General features: G+C 65.5%; 22 protein-coding genes. 17 read left to right on the forward strand and 5 right to left on the reverse strand.

Annotation, left to right across the window (positions count from 1 at the left end; genetic code table 11):
- Positions 1-14 precede the first annotated feature (14 nt).
- Genes alr through tsaD form a run of 5 tightly spaced genes read left to right on the forward strand, consistent with a single transcriptional unit; the run spans position 15 to position 4,081 of the window.
- A complete protein-coding gene (alr, locus tag ACFVWT_RS02930) occupies positions 15-1,208 on the forward strand; it encodes an alanine racemase (RefSeq protein WP_390245051.1) in 1,194 nt (397 codons plus the stop codon).
- On the forward strand, positions 1,205-1,792 hold the full coding sequence (gene tsaE, locus ACFVWT_RS02935; protein ID WP_390245053.1) for a tRNA (adenosine(37)-N6)-threonylcarbamoyltransferase complex ATPase subunit type 1 TsaE: 588 nt from the start codon (positions 1,205-1,207) through the stop codon (positions 1,790-1,792). The genes alr and tsaE overlap by 4 nt, the downstream gene beginning before the upstream one ends.
- Positions 1,792-2,463 (forward strand): tRNA (adenosine(37)-N6)-threonylcarbamoyltransferase complex dimerization subunit type 1 TsaB, encoded by a 672-nt coding sequence (tsaB, locus tag ACFVWT_RS02940; protein ID WP_390245055.1) that lies wholly within the window; start codon positions 1,792-1,794, stop codon positions 2,461-2,463. The genes tsaE and tsaB overlap by 1 nt, the downstream gene beginning before the upstream one ends.
- Before the next feature lie 5 nt (positions 2,464-2,468).
- Positions 2,469-3,014, forward strand: a complete 546-nt coding sequence (rimI, locus tag ACFVWT_RS02945; RefSeq protein WP_390247048.1) for a ribosomal protein S18-alanine N-acetyltransferase — start codon at positions 2,469-2,471, stop codon at positions 3,012-3,014.
- Positions 3,011-4,081, forward strand: coding sequence for a tRNA (adenosine(37)-N6)-threonylcarbamoyltransferase complex transferase subunit TsaD (gene tsaD, locus ACFVWT_RS02950; protein WP_390245057.1), 1,071 nt, complete (start codon positions 3,011-3,013; stop codon positions 4,079-4,081). The genes rimI and tsaD overlap by 4 nt, the downstream gene beginning before the upstream one ends.
- Before the next feature lie 39 nt (positions 4,082-4,120).
- Here tsaD and ACFVWT_RS02955 read toward each other — a convergent pair whose 3' ends face one another.
- Positions 4,121-5,272 (reverse strand): glutamate--cysteine ligase, encoded by a 1,152-nt coding sequence (locus ACFVWT_RS02955; RefSeq protein ID WP_390245059.1) that lies wholly within the window; start codon positions 5,270-5,272, stop codon positions 4,121-4,123.
- Between the two features lie 439 nt (positions 5,273-5,711).
- Here ACFVWT_RS02955 and ACFVWT_RS02960 point away from each other — a divergent pair, with 439 nt between their 5' ends.
- Positions 5,712-7,142 carry a glycoside hydrolase family 3 N-terminal domain-containing protein gene (locus tag ACFVWT_RS02960; RefSeq protein WP_390247050.1) on the forward strand — a complete coding sequence of 477 codons (1,431 nt, stop codon included), beginning with the start codon at positions 5,712-5,714 and terminating at the stop codon, positions 7,140-7,142.
- A 58-nt stretch (positions 7,143-7,200) separates the two neighbouring features.
- Entirely contained in the window at positions 7,201-8,031 is an 831-nt protein-coding gene (locus tag ACFVWT_RS02965) for a shikimate 5-dehydrogenase (protein ID WP_390245061.1), read from the forward strand.
- A gap of 23 nt (positions 8,032-8,054) precedes the next feature.
- On the opposite strand, the gene ACFVWT_RS02970 is transcribed toward ACFVWT_RS02965, so the two are convergent.
- Positions 8,055-9,299 carry an SAM-dependent methyltransferase gene (locus ACFVWT_RS02970; protein WP_390245063.1) on the reverse strand — a complete coding sequence of 415 codons (1,245 nt, stop codon included), beginning with the start codon at positions 9,297-9,299 and terminating at the stop codon, positions 8,055-8,057.
- A 55-nt stretch (positions 9,300-9,354) separates the two neighbouring features.
- Between ACFVWT_RS02970 and ACFVWT_RS02975 the strand changes: the two genes are divergently transcribed.
- From ACFVWT_RS02975 to groL, 3 genes are all read left to right on the forward strand, one after another.
- Complete coding sequence (locus tag ACFVWT_RS02975) at positions 9,355-9,753, forward strand: hypothetical protein (RefSeq protein ID WP_390245065.1); 399 nt, start codon at positions 9,355-9,357, stop codon at positions 9,751-9,753.
- A gap of 207 nt (positions 9,754-9,960) precedes the next feature.
- Positions 9,961-10,254: a co-chaperone GroES gene (gene groES / locus ACFVWT_RS02980; RefSeq protein ID WP_003805290.1), complete on the forward strand. Its 294-nt coding sequence runs from the start codon at positions 9,961-9,963 to the stop codon at positions 10,252-10,254.
- 85 nt (positions 10,255-10,339) lie between these two features.
- Positions 10,340-11,950, forward strand: coding sequence for a chaperonin GroEL (gene groL / locus ACFVWT_RS02985; RefSeq protein ID WP_390245067.1), 1,611 nt, complete (start codon positions 10,340-10,342; stop codon positions 11,948-11,950).
- Positions 11,951-12,043: 93 nt separating this feature from the next.
- Here the strand turns inward: groL and ACFVWT_RS02990 are convergent, their stop codons facing one another.
- On the reverse strand, positions 12,044-13,012 hold the full coding sequence (locus ACFVWT_RS02990; RefSeq protein ID WP_390245069.1) for a DUF389 domain-containing protein: 969 nt from the start codon (positions 13,010-13,012) through the stop codon (positions 12,044-12,046).
- Positions 13,013-13,229: 217 nt separating this feature from the next.
- Between ACFVWT_RS02990 and ACFVWT_RS02995 the strand changes: the two genes are divergently transcribed.
- From ACFVWT_RS02995 to ACFVWT_RS03020, 6 genes are all read left to right on the forward strand, one after another.
- Positions 13,230-15,275 carry an acyltransferase family protein gene (locus tag ACFVWT_RS02995; protein WP_390245071.1) on the forward strand — a complete coding sequence of 682 codons (2,046 nt, stop codon included), beginning with the start codon at positions 13,230-13,232 and terminating at the stop codon, positions 15,273-15,275.
- Positions 15,272-17,329 (forward strand): acyltransferase family protein, encoded by a 2,058-nt coding sequence (locus tag ACFVWT_RS03000; RefSeq protein ID WP_390245073.1) that lies wholly within the window; start codon positions 15,272-15,274, stop codon positions 17,327-17,329. The genes ACFVWT_RS02995 and ACFVWT_RS03000 overlap by 4 nt, the downstream gene beginning before the upstream one ends.
- Before the next feature lie 201 nt (positions 17,330-17,530).
- The gene (gene guaB / locus ACFVWT_RS03005) at positions 17,531-19,042 is read left to right on the forward strand and encodes an IMP dehydrogenase (RefSeq protein ID WP_011692718.1); all 1,512 of its coding nucleotides are present in this window, start codon (positions 17,531-17,533) and stop codon (positions 19,040-19,042) included.
- Positions 19,043-19,144: 102 nt separating this feature from the next.
- Positions 19,145-20,497 carry a hypothetical protein gene (locus ACFVWT_RS03010; RefSeq protein ID WP_390245076.1) on the forward strand — a complete coding sequence of 451 codons (1,353 nt, stop codon included), beginning with the start codon at positions 19,145-19,147 and terminating at the stop codon, positions 20,495-20,497.
- Between the two features lie 97 nt (positions 20,498-20,594).
- Positions 20,595-21,002: a hypothetical protein gene (locus tag ACFVWT_RS03015; RefSeq protein ID WP_390245078.1), complete on the forward strand. Its 408-nt coding sequence runs from the start codon at positions 20,595-20,597 to the stop codon at positions 21,000-21,002.
- 40 nt (positions 21,003-21,042) lie between these two features.
- The gene (locus ACFVWT_RS03020; protein WP_390245080.1) at positions 21,043-22,902 is read left to right on the forward strand and encodes an ABC transporter ATP-binding protein; all 1,860 of its coding nucleotides are present in this window, start codon (positions 21,043-21,045) and stop codon (positions 22,900-22,902) included.
- 19 nt (positions 22,903-22,921) lie between these two features.
- Here the strand turns inward: ACFVWT_RS03020 and ACFVWT_RS03025 are convergent, their stop codons facing one another.
- Together ACFVWT_RS03025 and ACFVWT_RS03030 are read right to left on the reverse strand one after the other, a co-directional pair.
- Positions 22,922-23,440: a hypothetical protein gene (locus ACFVWT_RS03025; RefSeq protein ID WP_390245082.1), complete on the reverse strand. Its 519-nt coding sequence runs from the start codon at positions 23,438-23,440 to the stop codon at positions 22,922-22,924.
- Positions 23,437-23,709, reverse strand: coding sequence for a hypothetical protein (locus ACFVWT_RS03030; protein ID WP_390245084.1), 273 nt, complete (start codon positions 23,707-23,709; stop codon positions 23,437-23,439). Before ACFVWT_RS03030 ends, ACFVWT_RS03025 begins: the two co-directional genes overlap by 4 nt.
- A gap of 162 nt (positions 23,710-23,871) precedes the next feature.
- On the opposite strand from ACFVWT_RS03030, the gene ACFVWT_RS03035 reads away from it, so the two are divergent.
- Positions 23,872-23,994, forward strand: coding sequence for a hypothetical protein (locus ACFVWT_RS03035; protein WP_390245086.1), 123 nt, complete (start codon positions 23,872-23,874; stop codon positions 23,992-23,994).
- Positions 23,995-24,123 lie beyond the last annotated feature (129 nt).

The raw sequence follows: 24,123 nt of genomic DNA on the forward strand, positions 1-24,123 counted from the left end.
CTAGAATCACTAGGGTGACTTACCCAGCAGCAACCGAACGTTCAGCCGGCGAACGTACAGCAGTGATCGACCTGGACGCCATCCGGCACAATGTGCGCCATCTGGCCGCCGTTGCCTCGCCTGCGCAGGTCATGGCCGTGGTGAAGGCCGATGCCTACGGGCACGGTGCCGTGCCGGTGGCGCGCGCGGCGCTTGAAGCCGGGGCGCGCTGGCTTGGTGTTGCGCACATTTCAGAGGCGCTTGCGCTGCGCGCTGCAGGCATCGAGGCGCCGCTGCTCGCCTGGCTGCACACGCCGGACAGCAACTTCGGTGCCGCCGTCGCCGCCGGGATCGACATTGGCTGCTCCGGCTGGGAGTTGGAAAAGATCGTCCTGGCAGCCCGGGAACAGGAACGCCCCGCGCGCATCCACCTGAAAGTGGACACCGGCCTGGGCCGCAACGGTGCAACGCTGGAGGCATGGGACAGCCTGGTGGGCGAAGCCATGGAATACCAGGACGAAGGCCTGCTCCGCGTGGTGGGCATTTTCTCCCACCTCGCCGTGGCGGATGAGCCGCACCGTCCGGAAACAGACCAGCAGCTGCAGGCCTTCCGCGAAGTCCTGGCCATCGCCGAGGACGCCGGGGTGGATCCCGAAGTGCGGCACCTGGCCAACACCCCTGCCACGCTGTCCCGCCCGGACACGCACTTCGACCTGGTCCGCGTGGGCCTTGGCATCTATGGGCTCTCACCCTTCGACGGCCAGTCGCCGGCCGAGCTGGGCCTCCGCCCGGCGATGACCGTCCGCACCCAGGTGTCACACTGCAAGGATGTCCCCGCCGGCCAGGGCGTCTCGTACGGACTCAACTACCGCACCGCCGGCGCCAGCACCCTGGGACTGATCCCGCTCGGATACGCCGACGGTGTGCCGCGCGTGGCCACGGGCGGCCCGGTGCGGGTGGAAGGCCGGAACTACCCGGTGGTGGGCAGGATCGCCATGGACCAGATGGTGATCGACCTCGGACCCCGCGGCCTGGCCGCCGGCGGCGCCAGCGTGCTGGGAGCCGAGGCTGTCCTCTTCGGCGACGGCTCCGACGGCGGCCCGACGGCGGACGACTGGGCGCGTGCGGCGGGCACCATCAACTACGAGATCGTGACGCGGATCAGTCCGCGGGTCCCGCGACGCTATGTCAACGAACGCCACACAGAAGGGCCGGGGGCGGCACGATGAATGATCTGCAATGGGAGCTGTCCCTGACGGTGCAGAGCGCCGAGGAAACCCATGCCCTCGGGGCGGCCCTCGGCGCCGTTCTTGACGCTGGCGACCTCGTCATCCTGACCGGAGAGCTCGGCGCCGGCAAAACAACCTTCACCCAGGGACTTGGCGAGGGTCTGGGCGTGAGGGCGGGCATCATTTCCCCCACGTTCGTCCTGGTCCGCATCCATCCCAACCTTCCGGACGGCCCGCGGCCCGGCGGTCCCGACCTGGTGCACGTGGATGCCTATCGGCTGGAAACCGCGGCGGAGATCGATGACATCGACCTCGAAAACACCATGGACAGCACCGTCACCGTGGTGGAGTGGGGCCGCGGAAGGGTGGAACACCTCAGTGACAGCCTGCTCGACGTCGAACTGCACCGTCACCTGGGCTCTACGCCCGGCGCCGCGTCAGGCTCCGTGCCGGGCGACGCTGACGGCGTGCTTGACTTCGACACGGACGACGACGACGAACCCCGCACCATTCTGATCCGCGGCTACGGCCCGCGCTGGGCTGGGCAGCCGCTGCTGCCCGCCGCCCTGAAAGGGAATTCCTGATGCTCATCCTTGCCATCGACACGTCAGCCGTGGCCAGTGCGGCGCTGGTTTCTGACGACGCGCCGGAGGGAGTGCTTGCGAGTTTCTCCACCGAGGACACCCGCAGCCACGCCGAAGTGCTGGCCCCCGGCATCGACGCCCTGCTCGCCGACGCCGGGGTGACGGGCGCGGACATCGATGCGATCGTGACCGGCGTGGGCCCGGGGCCGTTCACCGGGCTGCGGTCGGGGATCGCCACAGCGCGGACCCTGTCCTACGTCTGGGGCAAGCCCCTCTACGGCCTGATGAGCCTGGACGCTTTGGCGCTGGAAGTGGCCGAATCGACCGCGGCCGTGCCGGAATTCCTGGTGGCAACGGATGCCCGGCGCAAAGAGGTCTATTGGGCGCGCTACTCCCTCGTCGACGGCCAGCTGCCCCGGCTCGTTGACGGACCGCACGTGGGCTTCGCGGCCGATCTTCCCGACCTCCCGGCCTTCGGTGCCGGTGCGGGCATCTACGAGGGCGTCCTGAAAGCCGATCCGGAGTTCAGCACGGAGCAGCCGGATGCCCTCTATCTTGGCCAGTTTGCCCTGGCGAGGCTGGCCGCGGGGGAGCAGCTGCTGGATTCCACGCCGCTGTACCTCCGCGAGTCCGACGCCCAGGTTCCCGGGCCCCGTAAGCGTGCGCTGTGACCGGCATGGCGGCCGGCGCCGCGCCGGCAGGGGTGACGCTGCGCAAGATGAACGGGACGGACATCCCCGCGGTGCATAGCCTCGAATGCAGGCTGTTTCCTGTGGACGCCTGGCCGCTGCAGATGTTCCATGACGAACTGGCGCAGGCTGAGACCCGCCACTACCTTGTGGCCGAGGTTGCCGGTGACATAGTGGGCTATGCCGGACTGATGTGCATCGAACCGATTGCGGACGTGCAGACCATCGCCGTAGTCCCGGAGTGTGAAGGCAAGGGAATCGGTTCGGCCCTGCTGACCGAGCTCATCGCCGAGAGCCGGCGGCGCCGCGCGGCGGACGTTCTGCTGGAGGTCAGGGCGGACAACCCGCGGGCCCAGGATCTCTACCGCCGCTTCGGCTTCGAACAGATCCATGTCCGGCCGAGATATTACCGGGACGGCGTTGATGCGCTGATCATGCGACTCCAGCTTCAGGACTCCGCCCTGGTCGACCGTCCGGCAGGCACCGACGCGACTACAGACACTATGCCGGCCAAGGAGGCAGACACACCATGAACCGAACACAGCCCCTTGTCCTGGGCATCGAGTCCTCCTGCGATGAAACTGGCGTGGGAATCGTCCGCGGAACCGCGCTGCTCAGCAACACCGTGTCATCCTCCATGGACGAGCACGTCCGCTTCGGCGGGGTCATCCCCGAGATCGCCTCCCGTGCACACCTGGACGCCTTCGTGCCCACCCTTCAGGAAGCCCTCGCAGAGGCGGGGGTCCAACTCGACGACGTGGACGCGATCGCCGTCACTTCCGGTCCCGGGCTGGCGGGGGCGCTGATGGTGGGCGTGTGCGCCGCGAAGGCGCTCGCCGTGGCCACGGGCAAACCGCTGTATGCCATCAACCACCTGGTGGCCCATGTCGGCGTCGGCCTGCTGCAGGAGGAGAACACCCTGCCTGAACACCTGGGCGCCCTGCTGGTTTCCGGCGGCCATACCGAAATCCTCCGGATCAGGAACATCACCGACGACGTCGAGCTGCTGGGCTCCACGATCGACGACGCCGCCGGCGAAGCCTATGACAAAGTGGCCCGGCTCCTCGGGCTGGGCTACCCGGGCGGGCCGGCCATCGACAAACTAGCCCGGACCGGCAACGCCAAAGCCATCCGGTTCCCACGCGGACTCACGCAACCAAAGTACATGGGCACCGCGGACGAACCCGGCCCGCACCGCTACGACTGGTCCTTCAGCGGCCTGAAGACCGCCGTCGCCCGCTGCGTGGAACAGTTCGAAGCCCGCGGCGAGCACGTGCCGGTCGCGGACATCGCGGCCGCCTTCCAGGAGGCCGTGGTGGACGTGATCACGTCCAAGGCGGTGCTGGCCTGCAGGGAGAACGGCATCACCGAGCTCCTGCTGGGCGGCGGAGTTGCCGCGAACTCGCGGCTGCGCCAGCTGACCGAACAGCGGTGCCGGGCGGCTGGAATCCGGCTGACGGTTCCGCCGCTTGAGCTGTGCACGGACAACGGCGCCATGGTGGCGGCCCTGGGGGCCCAGCTGGTGATGGCCGGCATCGAGCCCAGCGGCATCAGCTTCGCCCCGGATTCGTCCATGCCGGTCACTACGGTTTCGGCGTAGCCCCGCACAGCCCTGCGGCCCGGCACTGCACCAAAGGGTCTAGGCGGTGGGGCCGTTCCGCATCTGCTTGACGAGGTCCAGCACCACGGCCCGGAGGTCTCCGCCGTGTTCCGCGGCGACGCGGCGCTGCCGCTGGTAGCCGGCACCGCGGCTGATGATCTTCTCGACGTCGGCGAGCTCGTCGGAGCAGCCGAGCTTCGCGGCCACGGGTTCGAGCCGGTTCAGGGTTTCGAGCAGGTGCTCGGTGACCAGCTGCTCGTTGCCCTCGGCGTCGAGGATGATGATCGCTTCGAGGCCGTACCGGGCGGCACGCCACTTGTTCTCCTGGACGTGCCAGGGGGGCATGGTGGGAATGGTGCCGCCGTTGTCCAGGATGGTGGAGAACTCGTCCACCAGGCACTGGGTCAGGGCTGCGATCGCGCCGACCTCTTCCAGCGTGGCCAGGCCGTCGCAAATGCGCATCTCGATGGTGCCAAGGTTGGGGACCGGGCGGATATCCCAGCGGATCTCCGAGATCGTGTCGATCACTCCGGTGGTGAACATGTCCTGGACGTAGGACTCGTACTCCGCCCAGGTGGCGAACTGGAACGGCAGGCCGGCCGTAGGCAGCTGCTGGAACATCAGCGCGCGCTGGGACGCGTATCCGGTGTCCTCGCCGCCCCAGAACGGACTCGAAGCGGACAACGCCTGGAAATGCGGGAAATAGTTCACCAGGCCGTCCAGCACCGGCAGGACCTTGTCGCGGCTGTCCAGGCCCACATGGACGTGGACTCCGTAGATCACCATCTGCCGGCCCCACCACTGGGTGCGGTCGATGAGCTTGGCGTAGCGGGCCTTGTCCGTGACCGGCTGCAGCTGGGGAGGGCTGAAAGGATGGCTTCCGGCGCAGAAGACCTCAACACCCATGGGGTCGGTGACTTCCCGCACCGCGGCGAGGGAACTGCTGAGGTCGGCCTTGGCCTGTGCCACCGTTTCGCAGATGCCGGTGACGAGCTCCACTGTGTTCAGCAGGAGTTCCTGCTTGATGTGGGGGTGTTCGTCGTCCTCGTTGAGTTCGGGGTGGTTGGCCGCGACGCCGCGAAGCACTTCATTGGCCACCGAGGCCAGTTCGCCGGTTTGCGCGTTGACCAGTGCCAGCTCCCATTCCACACCAAGAGTTGATTGCCTGGATGAAGCGAAATCAATCTTCATGTGGTCCCTTCACTGTTCCGCCGTCCGTTGCCGAAGCCGCCTGCAGGGCGGGCAACGGGTGGTTCAAGTCTAGTGCAGGGGTAGCATCGAGTTGATGGCTTGGTTTCAAGGACGCAGTGACAGTTCCCACAAAAAAACACCGAACAGAAGAACGCCGCACACAAAGACTTCCCGCAATTCAGCGGCAACCTTCGCAATGGCGGCGGCCATACTCGCGACGGCTGCTTGCACCGGTGTGCCTTCCCCGTCCCCCTCGGCAACGTCCCCGGGAACGCCCGCCGCAACGGCATCGCCGTCCGGCGGAGCCATGCGGTCCGAACCCGGTGCTTCGGGAGCCCCCCACACGTCCGGGGCTCCCACCCCGGCCCCGGGAGAGCGCCCGCTCGGTTGGGGGCCGCAGCAGCAGGACGAAGACGCGGCCCGCGCGGCCGTCGCTGGAATGAGTGTTGAACAGAAAGCCGGGCAGGTGATGATGCCGTTCTTTACCGGAACGGATTTTGTTGCCCACGCGGCAACCATGGAACGGCTCCACCTGGGCGGGGCGATCGTGATGGGTGACAATGTGCCGCTGTCCGCCGACGGAACCGTGGATACCCCCGCCATGGCAGCCGGCATCAGCCGTCTCCAGACGGCGGCCAAGGCGGACGGGCGCTCCTGGCCCGCGCTCGTCAGTGTGGACCAGGAAGGCGGGGTCGTGGCGAGGCTGCGGGCTCCGTTGACGGAGTGGCCGGCCCCCATGAGCTTTGGCGCGGCCGGGAACGTCGCGCTTGCAACTGAAGCCGGCAAGGCGCTTGCCTCGGAGCTGGCAGGGCTCGGGTTCACTGCGGATTTCGCACCGGATACGGATGTCACAGCGGGGCCACAGGACCCAACGATCGGGGCCAGGGCGATGTCCGGCAACCCGGACGCGGCGGCAAGCCTGGGGGTCGGCTTTTCACAGGGAATGCTGGCAGCCGGGCTGCTGCCTTCCGCCAAGCACTTCCCCGGACATGGCTCAGTGGCCGTCGACTCACACGAGAACCTGCCGGTGCAGAAAGGAACGGTGGCGCAGCTCCGCGCGAAGGACTGGAAGCCTTTCCAGGCCGCCATCGATGCCGGGCTGCCCATGGTCATGACCGGCCACATCTCCGTGCCCGCGCTGGAACCGGGGGTGCCGGCGTCGTTGTCCAAGCAGAGCTACGCCGCCCTCCGCGGCATGGGTTTCAAGGGCGTTGCCGTGACCGACGCGCTCAACATGGGTGCCATCAAGAAGCAATACCCCGGAGAGTCCGCCGCACCCCTGGCCCTGGCAGCGGGGGCGGACCTGCTGCTTATGCCCGGAGACGTGGGTGCCGCCCATGCTGCAGTGGTTAGTGCCGTCAAGACAGGTGCGCTGCCAGCACCACGCCTCGAGGAGGCGGCGCAGCGGGTGGTGACCATGATGATGTGGCGGGCACGGACCCCTGCTCCGGCGGGAGCCGCCCCGGGAAGCGGCTCCGCCCTCTCCCAACGTATTTCCGCGGCCGCAGTGACCGTCCTGGCCGGACCCTGCCACGGGCCCATGGTGCCGGGGAGCGTCCGCGTGGCGGGCGGCAGCGAACAGGACCGGGCCCGATTCGCCAGGGCTGCCGGGGCTGCCGGTATTGGCGTCGGCGCCGGCCCGCTCGTGACGCTGATCGGCTACGAAGGGCCGCCGGCCACGGGCGATGTCGTGGTGGCCCTGGATGCCCCGTGGCCGCTGGCCGGCTCGGCGGCACCTGCCAAGGTGGCCCTTTACGGGCGCAGCCAGGAGGCCTTCAATGCCCTGGCGGCCGTCCTGGCGGGCAAGGCGCCGGCGCCCGGAAAGCTGCCTGCCGCCGTCGGGCCCCACGCGCCCGGAAGCGGTTGCTGACGTCCCTGCCGTGTGGCGTAACAGTGGTGTACGGGCTCCGGAGGCGTTTAATGGACCCGTGCCAATTCTGAATAAAGACATGACCCTGTGCATCTCGCTCTCGGCCCGGCCGAGCAACAACGGGACCCGCTTCCACAACCATCTTTATGAGCAGCTGGGCCTGAACTGGATCTACAAGGCTTTCGCACCGACCGACCTGGCGCAGGCCATCGCCGGAGTCAGGGGCCTCGGCATCCGGGGCTGCGCTGTGTCCATGCCGTACAAGGAAGACGTCATCGCGCTGGTTGACGTCATGGATCCCTCCGCCAAGGCCATCGATTCTGTCAACACGATCGTGAACGACGGCGGGCGGCTCACTGCGTACAACACCGATTACACGGCGATCGAGCAGTTGTTGCAGCGCAACGCCATCCCCACCAACTACTCAGTGTTGCTCAAGGGTTCCGGCGGCATGGCCAAAGCCACCGCCGCCGCCCTCCGTGACGCGGGATTCACGAACGTCACCATCGTCGCCCGGAACGAGGCATCAGGTAAGCCGCTGGCGGATCTCTACGGCTTCGACTGGATCCCCGAGCTGCCGGCAGCGGATGCGGGCGGAACGGCGGACATGATCATCAACGTCACGCCCGTCGGCATGGCGGGAGGGCCGGATGCCGACTCGCTGTCCTTCCCGCAGGAGGCAGTGGACGCCGCGCAGGTGGTGTTCGACGTCGTCGCGCTGCCCGCTGAGACGCCGCTGATCAAGGCGGCCCGCGCGGCCGGCAAGACCGTCATCACGGGCGCGGAAGTCGCCACCATCCAGGCGCTGGAGCAGTTTGTGCTGTACACCGGTGTCCGGCCCACCGACGAACAGGTCCGGGCGGCAGAAGAGTTCATGCGGGCCCAGTAGCTTCGGGTAGCTTGGGCCCGCAGCTAGATCCGGGGCTGGACCGGCTCCACCGAGATGGCCACCCGGTCCTCGCCGATCCTGGTGAGGACCAGGGTGGCCGTCTTTTTGCCTTTGGAACCTTTGCCGCCATGCTTGCCTCCGGCAAAAAGCTGCTTGCGCAGTTCCTCCGGGGTGACTGATGTGCCGCGTTTCTTGATGTCCAGCACCCCGATGTTGTTCTGCTTTACCCAGGCCTTGAGGGCCTTGACGTTGAACGGCATGACCTCCAGGACCTTGTAGGCCCTGGCAAACGGGGTGTCCACGAGTTCAGGAGCGCAGATATAGGCAATGTGCTCATCCAGGAGGTGGCCGCCCAGCCGTGCCGCGACATCCGCCACGAGCCCCGCCCGGATGACGGCACCGTCAGGCTCGTACAGGTACCCTTCAACCGGGCCAACCGGCGCCACCGGGCCGCCGTCGAACTCTTCCGTGCTGGTGATTTCCGCAGCACCCTGCGGCCCGAGCAGCAGCGCCGCCCGCCGGATGCCGGGCCGGCTGACCGCGTTGAACCACAGCGTCACCTCGGTGACGTCGCCGCCCACGGACACCCACTGCGCCTCGCAACCGGCCGGCACTGAATCATGCGGGATGCCGGGCCCCATCTTGACGCCCACGGCCCGCCCGGACTCAGCGAGGGATTCCACGAAGGACAGCGGCGGGGAAAATTCCTCCGGGTCCCAAATGCGGCGCGTTCCGGATGTCGAGGTGGTGCGGCGGGCCGGATCCAGCCAGACGCCGTCCACTCCGTCGAGCGCGACCGACGTGGCATCGGAGTGGACCACACTGGCGTGCGGGAACGGAATCAGGTTCATGGTGGCGCAGGCGGCGGTGGTCTCGTCCATTTCCACGGCGGTCACCGTGATGTCCATCGAAGCCAGGGCCATGGAATCGGCGCCCAGCCCGCAGCCGAGGTCGGCCACATGTTCGATTCCTGCGGCCGCGAAGCGTTCCGCGTGCCGGGCGGCCACGTTGAGGCGGGTGGCCTGCTCCAGCCCCGCGGGCGTGAAGATCATTTGCCGGGCGAACTCGCCGAACTTGGCCTCGGCCTTGGTCCGCAGCCTGGACTGGGTGAGGACCGCTGACACCAGGGCGGGGGAGTGGCCGGCCTTCCGGAGCGAGTCGTTGAGCTTGAACGCTTCGTCCTCCCGATAGGGCCCCAGTGACGCCAGCAGCTCCCAGCCTTCGCTGGTCAGGAGCGGAGCGATCAGGTCCTGCAATGCGTCAGCCATGTCATCAAGCCTAATCGAGGAGCCCTATACCCGCGGTGCGGCTAGGGTTGGAGGCATGGAAGACAGTGCAGGGCCGCAGCCACCCGTCGATGAGCAGAACAATGACCACCCCAGGCATACCGGACTTGCCAAATATGCCCGGACTGCGCTGATCGCCGGCTCCGCCATCGCCGTGGTGTGCCTGGCGCTCCTGGTCATCATCTTCTTCCTGGATTCCTTCAACGCAACGGTGTACTCGGTGGGCGGCAAGAACATCCAGGACGCCACCGACGAGGCCCGGGAAATCCGCGAGTCCTACGCCGCGGTCCGCGTAGGCGGCCTCGTGTTCCTCATTGCCTCGGTGGCTACGGCGCTCGCCGCCGCCGTCGTCCTCTACCGGAACCGCAACGTTACGAACGACGACGACACGGAAGATGGCGACGACGTTGACTTTGAGGACCTGGCAGGGCGCTAAAGCGTTCACCGGGAACGAAATTCTGGCACTCGCCTTGACCGAGTGCTAACCACTTACATAGAGTCATCATTAGCACTCTCCCTAGGAGGGTGCTAACACATGAAGAACTGCCAGCCACGCTGCTGCCGGCACCGCGACGACGGTTTGCAAGCTCAGGCGCAACAGTTTTCCAGTCCATGAATTTGCTGACGTAAAGGAGAGGTCCGAGTGTCGGTCTCTATTAAGCCTCTTGAGGATCGTATTGTTGTCCGCCCGCTCGAAGCAGAGCAGACCACGGCTTCCGGCCTGGTTATCCCGGACTCCGCACAGGAGAAGCCGCAGGAAGGCGAAGTTGTTGCAGTCGGCCCCGGCCGCTTTGAAGATGGCAACCGCGTTCCGGTCGACGTAGCCGTTGGCGACGTCGTTATCTACTCCAAGTACGGCGGAACCGAAGTCAAGACCGGCGGCACCGAGTACCTCGTGCTGTCCGCCCGCGACGTTCTGGCGATCGTCGTAAAGTAACTCTTGGACCCCCGCGCAGCCGATCCGTCTGATTCATGTCTGACAGGTCAGCGGCGCGGGGTTTCTGTCTTGAAAGGACAAAACCATGGCAAAGCAGCTTGCGTTTAACGACGCTGCCCGCCGGTCGCTTGAAGCCGGCATCGACAAGCTCGCCAACACGGTCAAGGTGACGCTTGGTCCGCGCGGCCGCAACGTCGTGCTGGACAAGAAGTGGGGCGCTCCCACCATCACGAATGACGGCGTGACCATCGCCCGTGAAGTCGAACTGGACGACCCGTACGAGAACCTTGGCGCCCAGCTGGCCAAGGAAGTCGCCACCAAGACCAACGATGTTGCCGGTGACGGCACCACCACCGCCACCGTCCTGGCCCAGGCACTGGTCAAGGAAGGCCTGCGCAACGTGGCGGCTGGCGCCGCCCCGGGCCAGATCAAGCGCGGCATCGAAGTTTCCGTCGAAGCCGTTGCAGCCCGTCTCCTGGAGAACGCCCGCCCGGTCGAAGGCTCCCAGGTCGCGAACGTTGCAGCCATCTCCGCACAGAGCGATGAGATCGGCGAGCTCCTGGCCGAGGCATTCGGCAAGGTCGGCAAGGATGGTGTGATCACCATCGAGGAGTCCTCCACCACGCAGACCGAGCTGGTCCTCACCGAGGGCATGCAGTTCGACAAGGGCTACCTGTCCCCGTACTTCGTCACTGACGCGGAACGCCAGGAAGCAGTGCTCGAAGACGCCCTCATCCTGATCAACCAGGGCAAGATCTCCTCGGTACAGGAATTCCTGCCGCTCCTGGAAAAGGCGCTGCAGAGCTCCAAGCCGCTGTTCATCATTGCCGAGGACGTCGAGGGCGAGGCCCTGTCCACGCTGATCGTCAACCGAATCCGCGGCACCCTGAACGTCGTGGCCGTCAAGGCTCCGGGCTTCGGTGACCGCCGCAAGGCCATGCTGCAGGACATCGCCACCCTTACCGGTGCACAGGTTGTCTCCCCGGAACTGGGCCTCAGCCTTGATTCCGTTGGCCTCGAGGTGCTGGGCACGGCCCGCCGCATCACGGTGACCAAGGACAACACCACCATTGTTGACGGCGCCGGCACGGCCGAGGACGTAGCGGCACGCGTTGCCCAGCTGCGCGCAGAGCTCACCCGCACCGACTCCGACTGGGACAAGGAAAAGCTCCAGGAACGCCTGGCCAAGCTGGCCGGCGGCATTGGTGTCATCAAGGTTGGCGCAGCCACCGAGGTGGAGCTGAAGGAAAAGAAGCACCGCATCGAGGATGCAGTTTCCTCGACCCGCGCTGCCCTTGAAGAAGGCATCGTTGCCGGTGGCGGCTCAGCCCTCATCCACGCCCTGAAGGCACTGGACGAGGACCCTGCAGTCACCGCTCTCGAAGGCGACGCAGCCTCGGCCGTGGGCATCGTGCGCCGCGCACTCGTCCAGCCGCTGCGCTGGATCGCCCAGAACGCCGGTTTCGACGGCTATGTAGTGACCGCCAAGGTTGCCGAGTCTGCAGTCAACCAGGGCTTCAACGCCAAGACCGGCGAATATGAAGACCTCATCGCTGCCGGCGTTATTGACCCCGTCAAGGTGACGCGCGCAGCCCTCCGTAACGCCGCTTCCATCGCAGCGCTGGTTCTCACCACCGAGACCCTCGTTGTTGAGAAGCCGGCCGACGAGGACGAGCACGCAGGCCACAAGCACTAGCTTCCAGCCAGCGCCATAAAAGCCGGCCCGGCCGGACGGTTTCCAGGAACCGCCCGCGCCGGGCCGGCTTTTTTGTGCCCTCTCGCCGGCGGCCTAGCTCCGGGCCCGCAGTGCCCGGCGCCTCAGCAGCCGGGCACTGCCCTCCGGCAGCCGCTTGGTGATGATCCGGTAGAAGATGAGGACAGCCAGCGCCGCAACCACGATGCCCACGAGGTTCAACAGCAGCTGAAGGGCCGAGCCCGCCGCTTTCTGATACTCGCCCAGGACCAGTGCGACGGCCACGAACCCGGCGGCTGGAACGGTGGTCACGGAAATGAAGACCCCGATCAGGGCTGCCGAGCGCCGGCTGATCACGGAGAGCATCCCGGCTGCGCCGGCCAGCACCGCAACGATCAACGAGTAAGGCCCTGGATGGTAGATGAATTCGACGGCGGACCCGGTGTCCAGGGTGTTGGCAGGAAAGAGCCCCAGCGGAACCGACAACCAGGCAGTCAGGGCCGCCAGCAGCATCGCTACGGGAAAGCCAACGCCCAGGGCCAGCGCGGCGCTGCGTCCAAGCTTCCATTTGCGCTGTGCCAACGACACCGCCAGCGCGGCGAGCGGCCCGAACTCTGGTCCAACGGCCATGGCTCCCACAATGGCGATGGTTGAATCGGTGACGATCCCGATCGCGGCCAGCTGCGTCGCCAGGACGAGGAACGCCAGATAGCTCCATGTGAGCCGCGAATCCTCGCCCGTCTGCCGCGTCACCTCATCCCAGATCATGGCGTCCGCCCCGTCGCCCGGCGCTGCGGCTTCAGCCCGGTCGGCCCGCCGGGAGAGCATAAGCTCGGGCATGGAAATGGCGATGGAACCCAGCTCCTGGACGTTCAGGGCATGCAGCTTTTCCAGCAGCTCCTCCACCGATTCCCTCGCCACGTGGACCACCACCACGTCCCCCGGCGGCTGGATGGACGCTCCTTTATGCAGGGCGACTTCTGCCGCGCCGGTTTGCTGGGTGCAACTTTCCACCACCAGGTCGGAGAGCTCCGCGGGTATGCAAATGCGCACCTGAACGATCACTGTGGCCACTCCTCCGTGTTGACCGGTTCTGCACGCCGGCGTCGGCACCAGCCTAGTTTCCAGACCGGTCCGCGACCGAAACCCTCCCCCTGGAAACTCCCAGCTGGCAGTGCCTTAATGGAAGCCGGGGACTCTTCCCGCATGCGCCGGCGATTGGCGATAAAAGTTACGAATCGGTAACATGGATGCTTTGGTTATCCGCTTGAGGGGTTTTTCTATGTCCATAGCGAGAGCCCTGGCCTCGCCGCGCCGCAGTGGCGCCGGCACTGAAGCGAGCCGAAAATCAAAGTTCAGGCCGGAAATCCAAGGTCTACGGTCCTTGGCCGTACTAATGGTGGTGACTTACCACGTCTGGTTCGGACGGGTCTCCGGCGGAGTGGACGTGTTCCTCCTTATTTCGGCCTTCTTGATGACCCTGCAGTTCGTGGGCCGGTATGAGCAGCGCCGGCCCATGGCTCTTTTCAAGCACTGGCTCCATCTGTTCCGGCGCCTCCTGCCGGCGGCCGTCACCGTCATCATTGCAGTCCTGGCGGCGAGCTCACTGTTTCTGCCGCGCACACGCTGGCTCAGCATCATTTCCGAAGGCTGGGCGTCACTTTTCTATGTCGAAAACCGGCTGCTTCAGTCACAGGCCACCGACTACTATGCGACCGACCACAGCGGCGCCAGCCCTTTCCAGCATTTCTGGTCGCTCTCGATCCAGGGCCAAGTCTTTGTCCTGTGGCCCCTGATTTTTGCCGGCGCCGCTCTCCTTGCTAAGCGGTACCGGCTGCATTACCGCATCCTGCTGTGCTACGTCTTTGCCGGCGTCTTCCTGGCTTCGCTGGCCTTCTCCGTCGTCTTTACCGCCACAAACCAGGCCGAGGCCTATTTCGATACCGGCGCGCGGCTCTGGGAATTCGCCCTTGGCACTCTCGTGGCTCTAATTCTCCCCGGTTTTCGGCTTCCGCGGACCGGCCGGATATTTCTCGGCTGGCTCGGCGTGGTGGCCATGCTCAGCTGCGGAATCCTGCTCAACGTCCAGGCGGCCTTTCCGGGAGTGGCGGCGCTCTGGCCCACTCTTGCGGCCGCCTGCGTCATCGCGGCCGGTCAGACCGGGAGCAAATTCGGCGTTGACCGGATCCTCAGCGCCGGTCCCCTGGTCCGGCTGGGGGACAACTCGTATGCCCTGTACCTGTGGCACTGGCCGGTCCTTGTCATTGCCCTCGCTGCCACGGGCCGGGACCACGCCGGTCCGCTCTCAGGGACGGTCATCATTGCCGTCTCGATGCTTCTGGCCTACCTCACCACCCGCTTTATCGAGAAGCCGTGGCGCGAATGGAGGTGGCCGGAGGTTAACCGCAGGCGCGCCGTCGTCGCGATCGCCCTCGTTCTCACGCTCGCTGCGGGTTCGCTGGGCGGAGCAAGATATGCAATTCAGTTGCAGGCAGATGCCGCGCTGGCCCAGGCTGAACATAACAATCCGGGCGCCAAGAGCCTGATGCCCGGATATTCGGGGACCGCGGCCGAAGATGCAGTCCTCCTGCCGGACCTTGCGGACGTCAGCAGCGACTGGGCGGATTTCCCGGGCGGCTGCGAAGGCTTTCATGACCCGAACGGCATTCGTTGCAGCAACGGCGACGTGGAGTCACCCAAGAAGACAATCGTGGTGTGGGGAAGTTCGCATGCCGGCGTCTGGGCGACCCCGGTCATGGAACTGGCCAAACGCTACAACTGGTCGGTGGTGACGTATGTCAAGGCTCTGTGCCCCGTCACCCAAGGGGCTGACCCGGCCATCCCGGAGGATTGCGTGGATTTCAATAATGCAGTCTCAGCGGAAATTGCCAAGATCAAACCTGATCTCATCTTCACCACCAGTACCCGGGTCAGCCACGGCGAGCCCCGGACTGAATTCATGGACCCCGGTTGGGCCGGGATGCTGGAAGCCGCTGCCGGTCCCAATATTCCCGTGGTATCCGTCCGGGACACCCCGCGGTTTACCGGCTCGGTTCCCGAATGCCTGACCCGGCATCCCGACGACGAAGCAGCCTGCGCTATGCCGCGGACAGACGCCTACCCCGGCGAGTCTCCGGCCAACGCCTACCCGAACGTAAAGAACCTGGATTTTTCGGACTACTTCTGCCCGGGAGCCACGTGTCCGGCAGTCATCGGAAACATCATTGCCTATCTGGACGATAACCACCCGACCGCCACCTACATGAAGACCCTGACGCCGATATTCGAGGAACGGTTCATGGCGGTGACGGGCTGGAAGGAACAATGACGAGCCAACGACTAAACGGAGCCACGCACGCAAGCCCCGGCAAGGCTGCCAGGAAGGGCTACCGCCCCGAGGTCCAGGGCCTCCGGGCCCTTGCAGTACTGATGGTGGTTACTTACCACGTCTGGCTGGGCAGGGTGTCCGGCGGAGTGGACATCTTCCTGCTCATCTCCGCGTTCCTGCTTACCCTCTCCTTCGTACGGAAGGTGGAAAGCGGCAGCCCGCTCAAACTGGTCAGCCACTGGCTGCACCTGTTCAAGCGGCTGCTGCCTGCCGCCGTCGTCGTTATCCTGGGTGTCCTGGCCGGCACGTGGGCCATCCTTCCGCAAAGCCGCTGGCCGGACATTCTGGACCAGGCATGGGCCTCACTGCTCTACCGGCAGAACTGGCTGCTCGCGGACTCCGCCGTCGACTACTACGCCCAGGACCACTCCGGCGCGAGCCCCCTCCAGCATTTCTGGTCCCTGTCCATCCAAGGCCAGGTCTTCATCCTGTGGCCCCTGGTATTCGCGGGAACAGCCGCGCTGCACCGGGTCCTCCGCAGGCCCGGGATCAGTTACCGCCTGCTGCTGGCCATTGCCTTCGGCGTGATTTTTGCGGCGTCGCTGGCCTACTCCATTGACCAGACGGCCAGCAACCAGGCCTACGCCTACTTCGATACCAGGACCAGGCTGTGGGAGTTCGCGCTGGGCTCCCTGCTGGCTCTCTCACTTCCTTACCTCAAGCCGGGAAAGGTCCTTCGGGTCATCCTGGGCTGGGCCGGCGTGGTGGCCATGGTGTCCTGCGGCCTGCTGCTGACAGTGGACCGGTCGTTTCCCGGTTTTGTGGCACTATGGCCAACGCTGGCGGCGGCGGCAATCATTGTGGCCGGCCAGAGCGGCAGCCGCCTTGGTGCCGACCGCCTCCTGAGCTGGAAACCCCTGGTGTCACTCGGCGACAACTCCTACGCACTGTACCTATGGCACTGGCCGCTGCTGGTCCTGGCCCTCGCCGGCACAGGCATTGTCTCGCCAAACCTCGTACAGGGCCTTGCCATCGTCGCGGCCTCCGTGGTGATGGCCGTCCTCACCACCCGGTTCGTGGAAAAACCGCTGCGCGAATGGCACTGGCCGCAACGGCGGATCTGGCGGAACGCCGTCGTGATTGTGGCGTGCGGTGCCCTGCTCGCCGGGCCGGTGTCACTGTGGCAGACCAAACTGACCGCTGAGGAAGCAGCCGCCGCGGCGCAGCCCAGGGAACTGACGCCGGGTGCCGCCGCACTGACTCCCGAGAACGTGGGGAAACCGACGCCGGAAGCAAGGATTATTCCGGCGCCGGCCGCCATGAAGAACGAGTGGGCGGATATCGACGGCCTCTGCACTGACGGCAACGTGCCCGGTGATCCGCTGCTCTCGGGCTGCCTGCAGAACAGCAAGCCCGATGTTGTCACCAAGCGGATCGTGGTGCTGGGCGATTCGCACGCGCAGCAGTACATGGCCGCCCTCGGTCCGATCGCCAAGGAGCATGGCTGGGAAGTAGTCACGCTCCTCAAGGGCAGCTGCCGTTTCGGTGCGGAGTCGGCCGAGCGCGATGCTGAGTGCAACGCCTTCAACAGGGCCAGCGCCGCATACGTGCTTGAACACAAGCCGGATGCCGTATTCACTGTCGCGTCCCTGACACACACTGAGGCGCCGTTCGAGACCGAGGTCCCCGGCTACCTGGAGGGCATCAAGCCGTTCACGGATGCCGGGATGGACGTCGTGGGCGTGCGCGACAATCCGCGGTTTGGGTTCAACATGCCGGAGTGCGTGCAAAAGCGGGGCGCCGCCGCGGAGGAATGCAATCCGCCGCTCAGCGAATCGCTCGCCGGCTCGTCACCGCTGGACCAGTACCGCGGCAAGGTGCCCGGCCTCCACCTGATGGACATGAGCGACTTCATCTGTGCGGACGGAATCTGCCCGGCAGTGGTAGGCAACGTCTACGTCTACAAGGACGACAACCACCTGACCAAAACGTATGTGCAGAGCATGATTCCCATGTTCGAGCAACGGCTGCTGGCCGCCACCGGATGGACCTGAGCCGGCGCGACCCGACCGGGCAGGTGCGGTTGCTCACATTACCCCCGCGGAATATGGGGATCGCCGCCGAGGTTCTAGAATTTATTCAACACTTCCGCACCAAGGCACCACCATCTGCACAGGCCAGTCCCGTAATGACGGGCTGGTCATCAGCTGCAACCCCTACCCGTGAACCCCGGAATTAAGGTAAGAGGCGCACTCATGACCCAGCCCGAACACAACCCGTTCGGCTTTATCGGCCTGACCTACGACGACGTCCTGCTCCTGCCCGGACACACCGACGTCATCCCGTCAGAAGCAGACACGTCCTCGCGCATTTCCAAGCGCATCACCGTCCAGACGCCGCTGTTGTCCGCTGCGATGGACACCGTCACCGAGTCCCGAATGGCCATCGCCATGGCCCGCCAGGGCGGCCTGGGCGTTGTCCACCGCAACCTGTCCATCCAGGACCAGGCCGACCAGGTGGACCGTGTAAAGCGCAGCGAGTCCGGGATGATCACCAACCCGCTGACCATCGGACCGGAAGCTACACTGGCCGAACTGGACGAGATCTGCTCGCACTACCGCGTGTCCGGCCTGCCGGTGGTGGACGAGGGTATGCGGTTGCTGGGCATTGTCACCAACCGCGACACCCGCTTCGTACCGGAAGCGGATTTCCCGATCCGCCTCGTCAGCGACGTCATGACCAAGATGCCCCTGGTCACCGGCCATGTGGGGATCAGCCGCGAGGAAGCCTCGCACAAGCTCGCCACCAACAAGATCGAAAAGCTTCCGCTGGTTGACGACCAGGGCCGGCTCAAGGGCCTCATCACCACCAAGGACTTCACTAAGGCCGAGCAATACCCTCTTGCCACCAAGGATGACGAAGGCCGGCTGCGCGTCGGCGCCGCCATCGGTTTCTTCGGTGACGGCTGGGAACGTGCCATGACCCTCGTTGACGCCGGCGTGGACGCATTGTTCGTGGACACCGCCAACGGACACTCCCAGGGTGTGCTGGACATGATCCGCCGGCTGAAGTCCGACCCCGTGGCCGCGCACGTGGACATCATCGGCGGCCAGGCTGCCACCCGCGAAGGCGCCCAGGCGCTCATCGACGCCGGCGCCGACGGCATCAAGGTGGGGGTGGGCCCGGGCTCCATCTGCACCACGCGTGTAGTGGCCGGCGTGGGCGTTCCGCAGATCACCGCCATTTACGAGTCCGCCAAGGCAGCCATCCCGGCCGGCGTCCCGCTGATTGCCGACGGCGGCCTGCAGTACTCGGGCGACATCGGCAAGGCGCTGGTTGCCGGCGCCGACACCGTGATGCTCGGTTCCCTGCTGGCCGGTTGTGACGAATCACCGGGCGAGCTCATCTTCGTGAACGGCAAGCAGTTCAAGAGCTACCGCGGAATGGGTTCCCTTGGGGCCATGCAGACCCGCGGAAAGAACACGTCCTACTCCAAGGACCGCTATTTCCAGGCCGACGTCTCGGGCGACGACAAGCTGATTCCGGAAGGCATCGAAGGCCGTGTGGCCTACCGCGGCCCGCTGGCATCCGTTGCGTACCAGCTGGTGGGCGGCCTCCGCCAGACCATGTTCTACACCGGTGCTCCCACCGTTGCCGAGCTGAAGGCGCGGGGCAAGTTCGTCCGGATCACGCCGGCCGGCCTCAAGGAATCCCACCCGCACGACATCCAGATGACGGTGGAAGCCCCGAACTACGGCTCTCGCTAGGTCCGCCGCTCCGAAGGGGATGGGGAGTCTTCCCCATCCCCTTCGGACTGCTGAGTCTGTATGTTCGATGGAGTAAATACTTCACCGGTCTTGGGGGATGGTTTGGCAGGCGGATTCCACGGGGCCGATGTGGCGCAGCTGAGGCAACTCGCCGCCACGATGCGGTCGGCCGGGCGGATGCTGGACGGCCAGCGGCTTGCCTTCAATGCCGGTGTGGCAGGAACCCCGTGGCCCGGTCCTGATGCGGAGAGGTTCCGCCAGGACTGGAAAGGAAGCCACAGCCGCTCGATGGGGGCAGCAGCCCTGTTCCTTGACCAGGCCGCGGACGCGCTGCTGCGCCAGGCAAACGAGCAGGAGTCGGCTAGCTCGGCCGCCGGAGGTTCTGCTGTGTCCGGGCCGTCCGGCGGCAGCTCCGGAACGCCCAGCCCGGGGGATATCGCCGGCAAGTCCGCTCCCGAGGTCCGGGACTGGTGGGTGAGTCTCAGCGACGCCCAGCATCAGGACTTCATCCGGGACCACCCGGGCGCGGCGGGAAACACGAACGGCATACCGTTCGATGCGCGGGTCGAGGCCAACCGACTGAACGCCCAGGAACGGATTGTCTGGCTCCAAGCAAAGGATCCGGAACCGGAATTCAACCCCTGGAACATGGATTCAAGCTATCCGGTGCGTTTCGCCGCCGAGCACGAGGCATGGCGGGAACGGCAGTCCGGACTGGCGTATCTCCAGCGGGCGGTCGACGGGAAAATCCAGCTCGCGGCCTATGATCCCGGTGAACAGTCCATCGTGGAACTCATCGGCAGCTACGACGAGCACACGACGTCCGTGATCACCTATGTTCCCGGCACCACCACCAACGAAGCGTCGTTCTATGGCGGCGGCCCGCAGCAGCTGGCCAACCGCTTTGTCGAGGCGGACAAATCGGGCGGGACCGCGGCGTTTGTGTACAAAGGATCGGAGTTTCCCGACGGTGACTTTGTTGAGGCATTCCTGGTGGAGGCCAAGAGCGATGAGTTCGTGGCCGATTCGGCACCAGTTCTGCGGGCCTTCCAGGACGCCGTTGACCTTGAGCTGCCGTCCGTGGCCCAATCGGTGGGCATGGGCCACAGCTGGGGACTTCGGAACCTCACCGGGGCGGAGACTGAAGGAGCCCACTTTGACAAGCTCATCGCCTTGTCCGGCGCTGCCATGCCTCCTGGCTGGGAGCCTGACCCCGGCACCGACTATTCCAGTTTCACCTACCCCGATATCCTCCTGACCGCCGAAGCAAACGGGGTTGTGGGGGAGAATTACCCGATGAAGGAGCCCGCCTTTGAAAAGCACGTTTATGAGCCGCCGGGGGGCTTCGAATGGACAGAGGCCTACAGCATCGACAACCACAGCCTCATCGCCACCACGGATCCCTGGAATGAAAAGGCCATCAACGACGTCCGTACGGAACTCCGTGACCGGTAGGGCCGGATGCGGGTGGACAACCGCCTGGCGGGTAGCCGGGGCAACAGCACTCACTGCAATGGTGGCCTCATGCGGGCAGGCCGGAAACGGAAAAGACATGGACATCAGCCTCGAATCAGCCAAATCCAAGGTCATGTCGATGGAACAGGAAATCGTGGCGCTGCTGCCCGGCGACGCAGTCCTGTCAACGTGGGCCAACGACACCTCAAGCCTGCTGCGTTGCGAGGGCGAGCGGAAAAAATGGGCCGGTGATGCCGAAGCCGAATTGAAGCCGGGAGTGGACCGCGACGGGTTCCTGGATGAGGTGGCCGCTGCAATGTCCGGCCGGGCAGGGTGGAGGGTTTCAGAAGACAAGACCCTCAACGGGGACCGGTCGCTCGATCTCCTGCACGAGGACGGCACCCACTTGTTGATCTCCTTCGAGGAGCCACCGGAAACGCTTCGAATCGCGGGCTACAGCGCATGCTTTGAACTCCCTGAATACCAGTACGGTGAGAAGTACTGACCCTGCCGCCAGGCCGGTGCCGCAGCACTAGGCTGGAGGCATGTCCCAACCACGCCATCCCGCCGAACTGAACCCGAAAAGGGACCCTCAGCGGCGGCTGGCCGTGCGGCCCTACGCCCGGGCCGTGGCGCAGGTATTGCGGGTCAGCTTCCGGGCCTCACCTGCCGCCGTCGTCATGAAGGTGGTCGGCTCGCTGATCTCGGCGCTGCTGCCCCTGGTCACCACGTACTATGCCGCGCTGACCACCACCGCGCTGGCTGCCGCGTACGCCGGTGACGCTGCCGAGGGGCAGCGGGCGGTCGTCTACGTCATCATCACCGCCGCGCTGGGTCTCTTCTGGGGCGCCTTCAGCAGCGTGGACCGCTACATCCAGCAGCTCATGAGCTTCAGGGTGGGGGCCATTGTGGGGGACCTCATGTACGAGCGGTTCCTGGCACTAGAGTTCTGGCGGTACGACGACAAGGAAACGGTGGACCTGTACGACCGCGCCAAGCGGTTCTCGGATTCCTATGCCCGGGTCCTGGACCGGATCGCCGCGATCTTCACGCAGCTGGTCTCGGTGATCCTGGCGGTCGGAGCGCTGCTGCTGGTGAGCTGGTGGATCGCCGTGATCGTCCTGGTGGCCATCGTTCCCAGCGTCTACCTGCAGTTCAAACTTTCACGTGAACAGATCGCCCACTGGAACACCCAGGTGGACTCCCGCCGGCAGCGCCGCATGATCGAAACCAACCTGCTGCGTCCCCAGCACATTGCTGAGATGCGGCTGTACGGAATCGTCGGCTACCTGATGGGGCTCCGGTCCCGGCTCCGGGACGCTGACGAGAAGCGGCGGCTTGATTTCCAGAAGCGCTACATTCCCAAGCAGCTGGCGGCGGACGCCCTGCAGTACGGGGCCGAGGTTGTTTCGTTGATCTGGGTGGTGGGCCAGATCATCGCCCGCGCCCAGCCGGTGGGCCAGTTCCTCTATGTCCAGCAGATTGTTAGCCGGGCGCTGTCCACGGCCAACAATCTTGTCTCCTCGCTTAGCTCCATCGACGAGGACCTGGCGAACCTCAAAGACTACGAGCTCTTTATGGCGCTGCCGGTTCACTCCGAGCATGCGCCGCCCCTGTTGCAGGCGCCGAAGACCGTGGAGCTGCGGGATATCCGCTTTACGTATACCGGAAGCGACATTGAAGTGATCCGTGGAATCACCATGACCATCCGCGAAGGCCAGCACATCGCCATCGTGGGGGAGAACGGCGCCGGCAAGTCCACCCTGATCAGGATTCTCGCCGGGCTCTACCGCCCTGACTCGGGCCAGGTGATGCTCGACGGCGTCGACCTCGCCGCCGTCGACGTGAAATCCTGGCACCGCCATCTGGCGGTGCTGAGCCAGGAATTCCTCAAATATGAGTTCGCCACGGCAGCGGAGAACATTCTCTTTGGCGACGTCGATTCGCCGCGGGACGATGCGCGAATCCGGCGGGCGGCTTCAGACGCCGAGGCCCTCGAGTTCATCAACAAACTGCCCAACGGCCTGGACAACCACGTCAGCAACTGGATGGAAGATCCGCGCGGGCGCAAGGGCAGCGGATTGAGCGGCGGCCAGTGGCAGCGGCTTGCCATGGCCCGGAACTTCTACCGGAACGCATCCTTTATGGTGATGGACGAGCCGACGTCGGCAATCGATGCCCTCGCCGAGCACCGGATTTTCACCCGGCTCTTCGCCGATCGCAGCAGCACGATCATAGCCATCAGCCACCGGCTGGCGACGATTGAGAAAGCGGACATCGTCTACATGCTCGAAGACGGGCGGATCGTTGAGCAGGGGACGCACCGCGAACTGGTGGCCCTCCGCGGCCGGTACTTCAGGATGTTCGAATCCCAGCTCACCGTGGACGAGGCCGAGGGGTTCTGACCGGTCCGCCGGGCGGTGGTCAGCGGCGTTCGAGCCACCGGGCGTAGAGTTCGGGACTCCGGATCATCAGCCGGCGTATATGTGCCAGCCCTGCACACACGCCAGCTGCCAATGTCACGATCATTGCCAGTACGGGAAATATGTCCGGATACGCGTCCCCGGGCGTGAGTATGGCCAGTGCGGCCACACCCAGCGCGGTGGCGATGAGGAACGTCCGGATCGTAATGGGAGTGGTCCTGATACCCTGCTCCACCCGGGGGATGTCGGCAGCCGGCTTGGGGAGTTTGCGCGTGAAGCGGGGCATGGCGGTCAGTGCCCAGCCCATGGCGGACATCGCTGCACCCAGGATGGCCAGGACCACGCCGGTTTCCGGGCTGCGTCCCAGCATCAGGGAAAAACCGGCATATGCCACACCGGAAGCCGCCAGTACAGCAGAGAACCACCAGGCGGAGAAGACCCACGACCGACGCTGCCCGAATCCGTAGGCGGCCGCGGGCGTCATCACGGTGGGGCCTGTGCCCAGGTCCGGGCCCGTCACGCCGGACCGGCCAGCAGGGAGCGGACCACGGCGCCGGGCCGTTCAGCGGCCTGCAGGTCGCGGACTGTCAGCTGCCCGCTGGCGTCGACGGGTGCCGACGCCAGACTCAGCATGCCGTCTTCGAGCACCTTGAGGTTGGCAACCACCGGTTCGCCGTCCCGGTCGTAACGGCGGGAGGTGATGATACCGCCCGAAGGCGTCCGCGCCGAGGCGACGGCGTCGTTGACGGTGGCTTCCACCATGTCCAACGTCTCGGCGTCGTCACTCATTGGAAGGCAAACATACTCGCTCAAGGGTCGAAGGAAGAGTGCAACCCGGCCCGCCGTAGATTCGACGACATAAGCAGGCGCCACGGCATCCGGACCTACACGCGTAACGTCGAACCACAGAGTCGCCGTGCTAAAAACCCGGGCCAGGAAGTTGGCCGGGCCATGCAGGCTAACCACGTCACCATCAACCGATGCCGTGTCCCGGACGTTGAGGGTACCGACGCCGGCCCGGACTATGTCATGGTCATCAGGGAGGTCCGCAAGACCCAGCACACGACGGGTTAGCGCTGTCCCCGGCCCTGGCTCGAACGCGAGTAGGGCCAAAATTTCGTGGCTCGTGACACGGTACGCCGTGTCGGGCAATGTCTGCTCAGTCATGTGTTCCTTATGGTCCGCTGTTGCTGCCTTATGCAC

The organism is Arthrobacter sp. NPDC058288, assembly GCF_042880995.1.
Classification (GTDB): Bacteria; Actinomycetota; Actinomycetes; order Actinomycetales; family Micrococcaceae; genus Arthrobacter.